General features: G+C 72.1%; 4 protein-coding genes and 1 pseudogene. 4 read left to right on the top strand and 1 reads right to left on the bottom strand.

Annotated elements, in window-relative coordinates; genetic code table 11:
- Positions 1 to 573 precede the first annotated feature (573 nt).
- Positions 574 to 1,068 (bottom strand): annotated as a pseudogene (locus tag AB0E96_RS36560) (HNH endonuclease); the annotation flags it as partial.
- A gap of 550 nt (positions 1,069 to 1,618) precedes the next feature.
- Here AB0E96_RS36560 and AB0E96_RS36555 point away from each other — a divergent pair.
- The 4 genes from AB0E96_RS36555 to AB0E96_RS36540 all read left to right on the top strand — a co-directional run.
- Positions 1,619 to 2,725 (top strand): mechanosensitive ion channel family protein, encoded by a 1,107-nt coding sequence (locus tag AB0E96_RS36555; protein WP_359830404.1) that lies wholly within the window; start codon positions 1,619 to 1,621, stop codon positions 2,723 to 2,725.
- 245 nt (positions 2,726 to 2,970) lie between these two features.
- Positions 2,971 to 4,161, top strand: a complete 1,191-nt coding sequence (locus tag AB0E96_RS36550; RefSeq protein ID WP_359830398.1) for an ROK family transcriptional regulator — start codon at positions 2,971 to 2,973, stop codon at positions 4,159 to 4,161.
- 140 nt (positions 4,162 to 4,301) lie between these two features.
- Positions 4,302 to 5,621, top strand: coding sequence for an ABC transporter substrate-binding protein (locus AB0E96_RS36545; RefSeq protein ID WP_359830401.1), 1,320 nt, complete (start codon positions 4,302 to 4,304; stop codon positions 5,619 to 5,621).
- Between the two features lie 25 nt (positions 5,622 to 5,646).
- The coding region (locus tag AB0E96_RS36540) for a sugar ABC transporter permease (RefSeq protein WP_359830395.1) at positions 5,647 to 6,638 on the top strand (992 nt) is incomplete at its 3' end.

Raw genomic sequence — 6,638 nt, 5'->3', positions numbered from 1 at the left:
TGGTCCACCGGCGAGAACTGGTCGTCCGCGCCGTGCCAGAGCCAGGCCGGCACCCGGACCGACCCGACCTCGAAGCCCCAGTCCGCGGTGAAGGCGCCGGGCGGCGCCCCGGCGGCTCCGCCCGCGACGGCCCAGAAGCCCTAGCGGGGGCAGGAACCCCGGCGGGGGCAGGAACCGGAGGCAGGAACCGGAGGCAGGAACCGGGGGCAGGAGCCCCGGCGGGGGCAGGAACCGGGGACAGGAAACCCTGGCGGGGCCAGAAGCCCTAACCGGGGCCAGAAGCCCTGGCGGGGCCAGAAGCCCTGTCCGGGCAGGCCCCGGAGGAAACGCGGCGGGCCGCCGGCTCCCCGGTGCGGGGGGCTCGGCGGCCCATGAGGCGCGTACCGACGGTGTGACGGGCGGGCCCTTGTGGTGCGGTGGTCAGGCGGAGAGCGGTTCGGGCTGCTCGCCGCGGCGGACGGGGGCGGGGTGGCCGGGGTGCGCCCGGCCGAGCGGGACCGGGTGGACCGGCTGCTCGGTGTGGTCGTGGTGCTCGTGCTCTCCCCACTGCGGGGCACGCAGCTGGTCGCCGCCGCCGTAGGGTTCCAGGTAGGGCCGCCACCGCGGGTCCTTGATCCCGGTGCCGATGATGCGCCAGGCCAGGCCGCTGGGCGGCGCGGGTGGTCGTTTCATCCGCCAGCCGAGCTCGGTGAGGTGGCGGTCGGCCTTGGTGTGGTTGCAGCGGCGGCAGGCCGCCACCACGTTGTCCCACCGGTGCTGGCCACCGCGGCTGCGCGGGATGACGTGGTCGACGCTGGTGGCGGCGGCCCCGCAGTAGACGCAGCGGCCGTGGTCGCGGGCGAACAGCGCCCGGCGGGTGAGCGGGACGGGCCCGCAGAACGGGACCCGCACGAAGCGGGTCAGTCGGACGACGGACGGCGCCGGAAGGGCGCTGGTGGCGCTGTGCAGAGTGACTCCCGAGTCCTCCAGGCTGACCGCCTTGTGGTTGAGGACCAGGATGAGTGCGCGGCGCATCGATACGACGCCGAGTGGCTCGTAGGACGCGTTGAGGACCAGGACATGCGGCACGGATGCCTCCTTGGACGCCTGCGGCGCGTGGCTCGCGCCGGGACGAGCGGTTGGATCGCGCCACGCGTGCGCGATCTCCCCCAGTGTCGCCTTACGACTTTGTACGGCGCCACCACTCCTGTGTAACGGACCTGATGTGAACTCCGGGTGTGGTCTCTGTCATGACCGGTATGCCCGGGGGAAGGTCGGGTTGCACCCGGGTGGCGGTGCGACGCGCCGCGGTGACCCTCGCGGGTGGCCCTCCGGGGGCACGGTTCGGCCGTCCGGAGCAGCGTCCCGACTGCCCCGGACGGCCTCGGCGCCCGGGGGCGCGGGGAGCGTACGGGGGCGTTGACGGGGCGTTCGGCACGCTCCGTACGCCCACGGGCACGCTCGCGGGAGGTTCCCGGCGTGTCAGGGCGGGCATGCGGTGGCGGATAGGCTAACGCCCACGGTCCGCGGGCCGCTTGCCGGCGGTGCGGGCCGCCACGCACCCAGCCAGGAAGGTCCGCACGTGTTCAGCTCCGGTGCCACCGGCCCGTCCGACGCGTCCTCGACGCTCGCCAACCCGATGCCGGCCCCGAGCCCCACCGCGCAGCTGCCGGAGCTCGACCTGCGGATCCCGACCAGCGCGCAGGAGGTCTCGGAGACCACCCGGCAGGCGGCCAGCTGGTTCGACACCCACTGGCAGGGCTGGCTGACGGCCGGGCTGCGGATCATCCTCATCATCGCGCTGGCCCTGGTGCTGCGGGCCGCGGTGCGCAAGCTCATCTCCCAGTTGATAGGGCGGATGGCGCGCACCTCCGAGCACCAGGAGGAGAGCCGGCTGGGCGGGCTGCTGGCCAACACCGGCGTGGTGAACACCGAGCGGCGCCAGCAGCGCTCGGAGGCGATCGGCTCGGTGCTGCGCAGTGTGGCCTCCTTCACGATCCTGGGCACGGCGGCGCTGATGGTGCTCTCCGCGCTGGGGGTGAACCTGGCGCCGCTGCTGGCGAGCGCCGGTGTGGCCGGTGTGGCGATCGGTTTCGGCGCCCGCAACCTGGTCACCGACTTCCTCTCCGGGGTCTTCATGATCATGGAGGACCAGTACGGCGTCGGCGACGAGATCGACACCGGGGTGGCCACCGGCACGGTGCTGGAGGTCGGCCTGCGGGTGACCAAGCTGCGCGGCGGCAACGGCGAGATCTGGTACATCCGCAACGGCGAGGTGAAGCGGATCGCCAACATGAGCCAGGGCTGGGCGACCGCCTCGGTGGACGTGCAGGTCGGGTACAAGGAGGACCTGGTCCGGGTCGAGGACCTGATCCTGGCGACGGCCGAGGAGATGGCCAAGGAGGCCCCGTACGACGAGCTGATCTGGGCGCCGGTGTCGATCCTGGGCGTGGAGTCGGTCGCCTCGGACTCCGTGGTGGTGCGGGTCGAGGCCAGGACGGCTCCGGGCAAGGCGGCCTCCGTCTCCCGGGCGCTGCGCCAGCGGCTGAAGGTGGCCTTCGACCGGTCCGGGATCAAGGTCAAGGAGGAGGTCGCGGCGGCGGCCGGGGCGACCGGCGTGGTGATCGCGCCCTCGCCGGCGCCGGCCGCCGAGCAGCTCGCGCCGTCCGCGCTGGCCGACCCGGGCTCCCCGCGCTACCGCGCCACCGAGCCGATCCCGGCCGCGAAGGGCACGGACGCTCCCTAGCCCTCCGGACGTACGGACACGGACGAAGCCCCGCTCCCACCACGGTGGAGGCGGGGCTTCGCGCTGTCCGGTAACGCTTCGGCATCCTCGGCGACACCGGCCATTGACACCCCGCTGACACGGCCCTTACGGTCCTTCCCTAGCGACTGGAAAGTTTCCTAACAGTTCGTCCGAAGCCCGTCCGCCCCTCGCACCGGGGCCACCTGCGGTCTTCCCCGACCAGCCGAAAGAGGAGGATTCCGGGCATGACGAAGAGCACCGCCAAGGCCCCCCTCGCCGGCACCCCCAGTCTGCTGCGCGCCATCAACGACCGCGCCGCCCTCGAACTGCTGCTGGAGAACGGGCCGCTGTCGCGCACCCAGATCGGCACCCTCACCGGGCTGTCCAAGCCCACCGCCTCCCAGCTGCTGGCCCGGCTGGAGGCCGCCGGGCTGGTCCTGCCGGTCGGCACCACGGCGGGCGGCCCCGGACCCAACGCCCGCCTGTACCAGGTGAATCCGGCCGCCGGGTACGTCGCCGGACTGGACGTCACCAACAGCGGGATCCGGGTCGCCGTCGCCGACATCACCGGCACCACGCTGGCCGAGCACACTGTGCCGACCAAGGGCGTCCCGGCCGCCGCCACCGTGGCGACCGTCGCCGCCGCGACGGTCGAGGCCGTCCGGGCCGCCGGCCTGCCCGAGGGCTGCCTGCGCACCGCCGCGATCGGGGTCGGCGGCGCCCCCGACCCGGTCACCGGCAAGCTGCGCTACGCCTCCCACCTGCCGGGCTGGCACTCGCCGCGGCTGGTCGAGGAGTTGACCGAGGCGATCGGCGCACCGGTGTCCATCGAGAACGACGTCAACCTGGCCGCCGTCGCCGAGCAGTCCTCGGGCGCCGCGGCCGGTTTCCGGGACTTCGTCCTGCTCTGGGCCGGGGCGGGGGTCGGCGCGGCGATCGTGATCGCCGGGCGGCTGCACCGCGGCTTCACCGGCGGCGCCGGGGAGGTCGGCTACATGCCGCTGCCCGACTCCCCGGTCGAGTGGGACGCCCGCCGCCGCAAGTTCGGCGGCTTCCAGGCCCTGGTCGGCGCACCGGCCGTCCGGGCCCTGGCCCGTGAGCACGGGCTCGGCGCGGCCACCGCGCAGGAGTCCATCGCCAAGGCGCTGGTCACGCCGGGCGCCGGCGACGCCCTCCTGGCCGAGCTGGCCGGGCGGCTCGCCGTCGGGCTGGCGGTGATCGTCGCCGTCGTCGACCCCCAGCTGGTGGTCCTCTCCGGCGTGGTGCCCGGCGCGGGCGGCGAGCGGCTGCGCGCGCTGGTCGAGGACGAGCTCGCGCGGATCTCCATCGCCCGGCCGGAGGTCCGCACCAGCGCCCTGCCCGACTCGCCGGTCCTGCTCGGCGCCCTGCAACGTGCCCTGTCCGACGCCCGCGAGGCGGTCTTCTCCACCCACTGACGCTCCCCCTGTCACCTCGCCACCTGCACCCACCTCTCCCCAACCCCCGAACGCGGGACCCGAGGCAACGAGGCCTGCCCGCGCACCCCCAGGAGGATCCCGAAGTGCACGCCACCACCTCCCGCAGAGGCCGTCGCACGATGGCCGCCGTCGCCGGCAGCGCCGTCCTGGCCCTGCTCGTCTCCGCCTGCACCGGTTCCAGCGACTCGGGCGGCAACGACGACTCGGCCAGCGGCAAGGACGTCACCATCACCTTCTGGCACGGCTGGAGCCAGGACAACGAGACCAAGGCGATCAACGACAACATCGCCGCCTTCGAGAAGGCCCACCCCAACATCCACGTCAAGGCCGTGGGCAACATCCCGGACGACAAGGTCAACCAGGCGCTGCGGGCCGGCGGTGACGGCGCGCCGGACGTGGTCTCCTCCTTCACCACCAACAACGTCGGCATGTTCTGTTCGACCAAGGCCTTCCTCGACCTCAAGCCGATGCTGGAGAAGAGCGGCATCGACCCGGCCAAGACCTTCCCGGCCGCGATGCTCGACTACACGCGGTTCAAGGGCAACCAGTGCTCGCTGCCGCTGCTCGGCGACGCGTACGGGCTGTACTACAACAAGAAGGCCTTCGCCGAGGCCGGCATCGCCAACCCGCCGAAGACCTTCAGCGAGTTCGCCGAGGACGCCGTCAAGCTGACCCAGGCCGACGGCGACTCGTACAAGCAGCTCGGGTTCATGCCGCTGTACCACGGCTACGAGTCCACCACCGAGCACTTCCTCGGCCAGTACGGCCCGACCTACTTCGGCACCGACGGCAAGTCGTCCGTCGCCACCGACCCGAAGGTCGCCGCGATGCTCAAGTGGCAGAAGGGCCTGGTCGACCAGCTCGGCGGCTACGCCAAGCTGGACAGGTTCCGCTCGACCTTCGGCGAGGAGTTCAGCGCCAAGAACCCCTTCCACACCGGCAAGGTCGCGATGGCCATCGACGGCGAGTGGCGCACCGCCTCGCTCGCCGACAACAAGCCCGACTTCGAGTGGGCCACCGCCGCGTTCCCCGTCCCGGACGACCAGGCCGACACCTACGGCCGCGGCTACCAGACCGGCACCATCGTCGGCATCGCCAGCACCAGCAAGAAGCAGGCCGCCGCCTGGGAGTTCGTCAAGTACCTGACCACGGACACCGACGCGGTGGTGAGCTTCGCCAACGCGATCCACAACGTGCCGAGCACCTTCGCCGCGCTCGACTCGCCGAAGCTGGTGAGCGACGAGAACTTCAAGACCTTCCTGAACGTCGCCAAGAACGCCCACTCCGGCACCACCCCGTCGGCCCCCAACGGCGGTGCCTACATCACCACCCTGCAGAACCTCGGCTACGACTACGAGTCCGGCAAGCAGGCCGACCTCCAGGCGGGCCTGGACGCCACGGCCAAGCAGATCGACACCGACATCGCCCAGGCCAAGTAGCCCGGGAACGGTCAACGGAGCTCCCATGTCACTCGCGTTCGGCACCCGCAAGGGGAACGACGAGGCCGACGCGGCACCGACCGGCCCGGCGGCGCCCGGCACGCAGCACCTGCTGCGCCGCAAGCGCCGCCGGGAGGCGGTCCGCACCCTCGCCTTCCTCTCCCCCTGGCTGATCGGTTTCAGCGTCTTCTTCGCCTACCCGCTGATCTCCACCGCCTACTTCTCCTTCACCTCCTACAACGGCTTCGGCACCCCGAGCTTCAACGGCCTGCAGAACTGGGACTACGTCCTCAACCACCTGCCGACCTTCTGGCAGGGCCTGCGCAACACCCTGTGGCTGGTCGTCGTGATGGTGAGCCTGCGGGTCGCCTTCGGCCTGGGCATCGGGATGCTCATCACCAAGGTGAAGACCGGCGCGGGCTTCTTCCGCACCGCGTTCTACCTGCCCTACCTGGCCCCACCGGTGGCCGCGACCGTCGCCTTCGCCTTCCTGTTCAACCCCGGCACCGGCCCGGTCAACCACCTGCTGGGCGACCTCGGCCTGCCGCAGCCCGGCTGGTTCGCCTCCGAGGACTGGTCCAAGCCCGCGCTCACCCTGCTCGCCATGTGGGGCGTCGGCGACCTGATGGTCATCTTCATGGCCTCGCTGCTGGACGTCCCGCGGGAGCAGTACGAGGCGGCCGAGCTGGACGGCGCCGGCCCCTTCCAGCGGTTCCGGTACGTCACGCTGCCGAACATCTCGCCGATCATCATGTTCGCGGTGGTCACCGGGGTGATCCAGACCATGCAGTACTACACCCAGGCGTTCGTCGCCGGGAAGGTCGCCAGCGGCATCGCGGGCAACTCCGGGCAGCAGTTCGACCCCGGCTTCCCGGGCGGCTCCACCTGGACCCTGCCGCAGCTGGTCTACAAGCTCGGCTTCCAGAGCTATAACTACGGCGCGGCCTGCGTCGTCGCCCTGGTGCTGTTCGGCATCTCGATGGCCGTCACCTCGATCCTGCTCCGCCGCCGCTCCGG

This window comes from Kitasatospora sp. NPDC036755, from assembly GCF_040636595.1.
GTDB lineage: Bacteria > Actinomycetota > Actinomycetes > Streptomycetales > Streptomycetaceae > Kitasatospora.
Note: the sequence above shows the minus strand (reverse complement) of the source record. Positions and strands in the feature narration are given on the sequence as shown.

Bases quoted from the DNA above. Each gene is read 5' to 3' on its own strand.
- AB0E96_RS36545 (WP_359830401.1), top strand. From the start codon at position 4,302: ATGGCCGCCGTCGCCGGCAGCGCCGTCCTGGCCCTGCTCGTCTCCGCC.
- AB0E96_RS36555 (WP_359830404.1), top strand. From the start codon at position 1,619: ATGCCGGCCCCGAGCCCCACCGCGCAGCTGCCGGAGCTCGACCTGCGG.
- AB0E96_RS36550 (WP_359830398.1), top strand. From the start codon at position 2,971: ATGACGAAGAGCACCGCCAAGGCCCCCCTCGCCGGCACCCCCAGTCTG.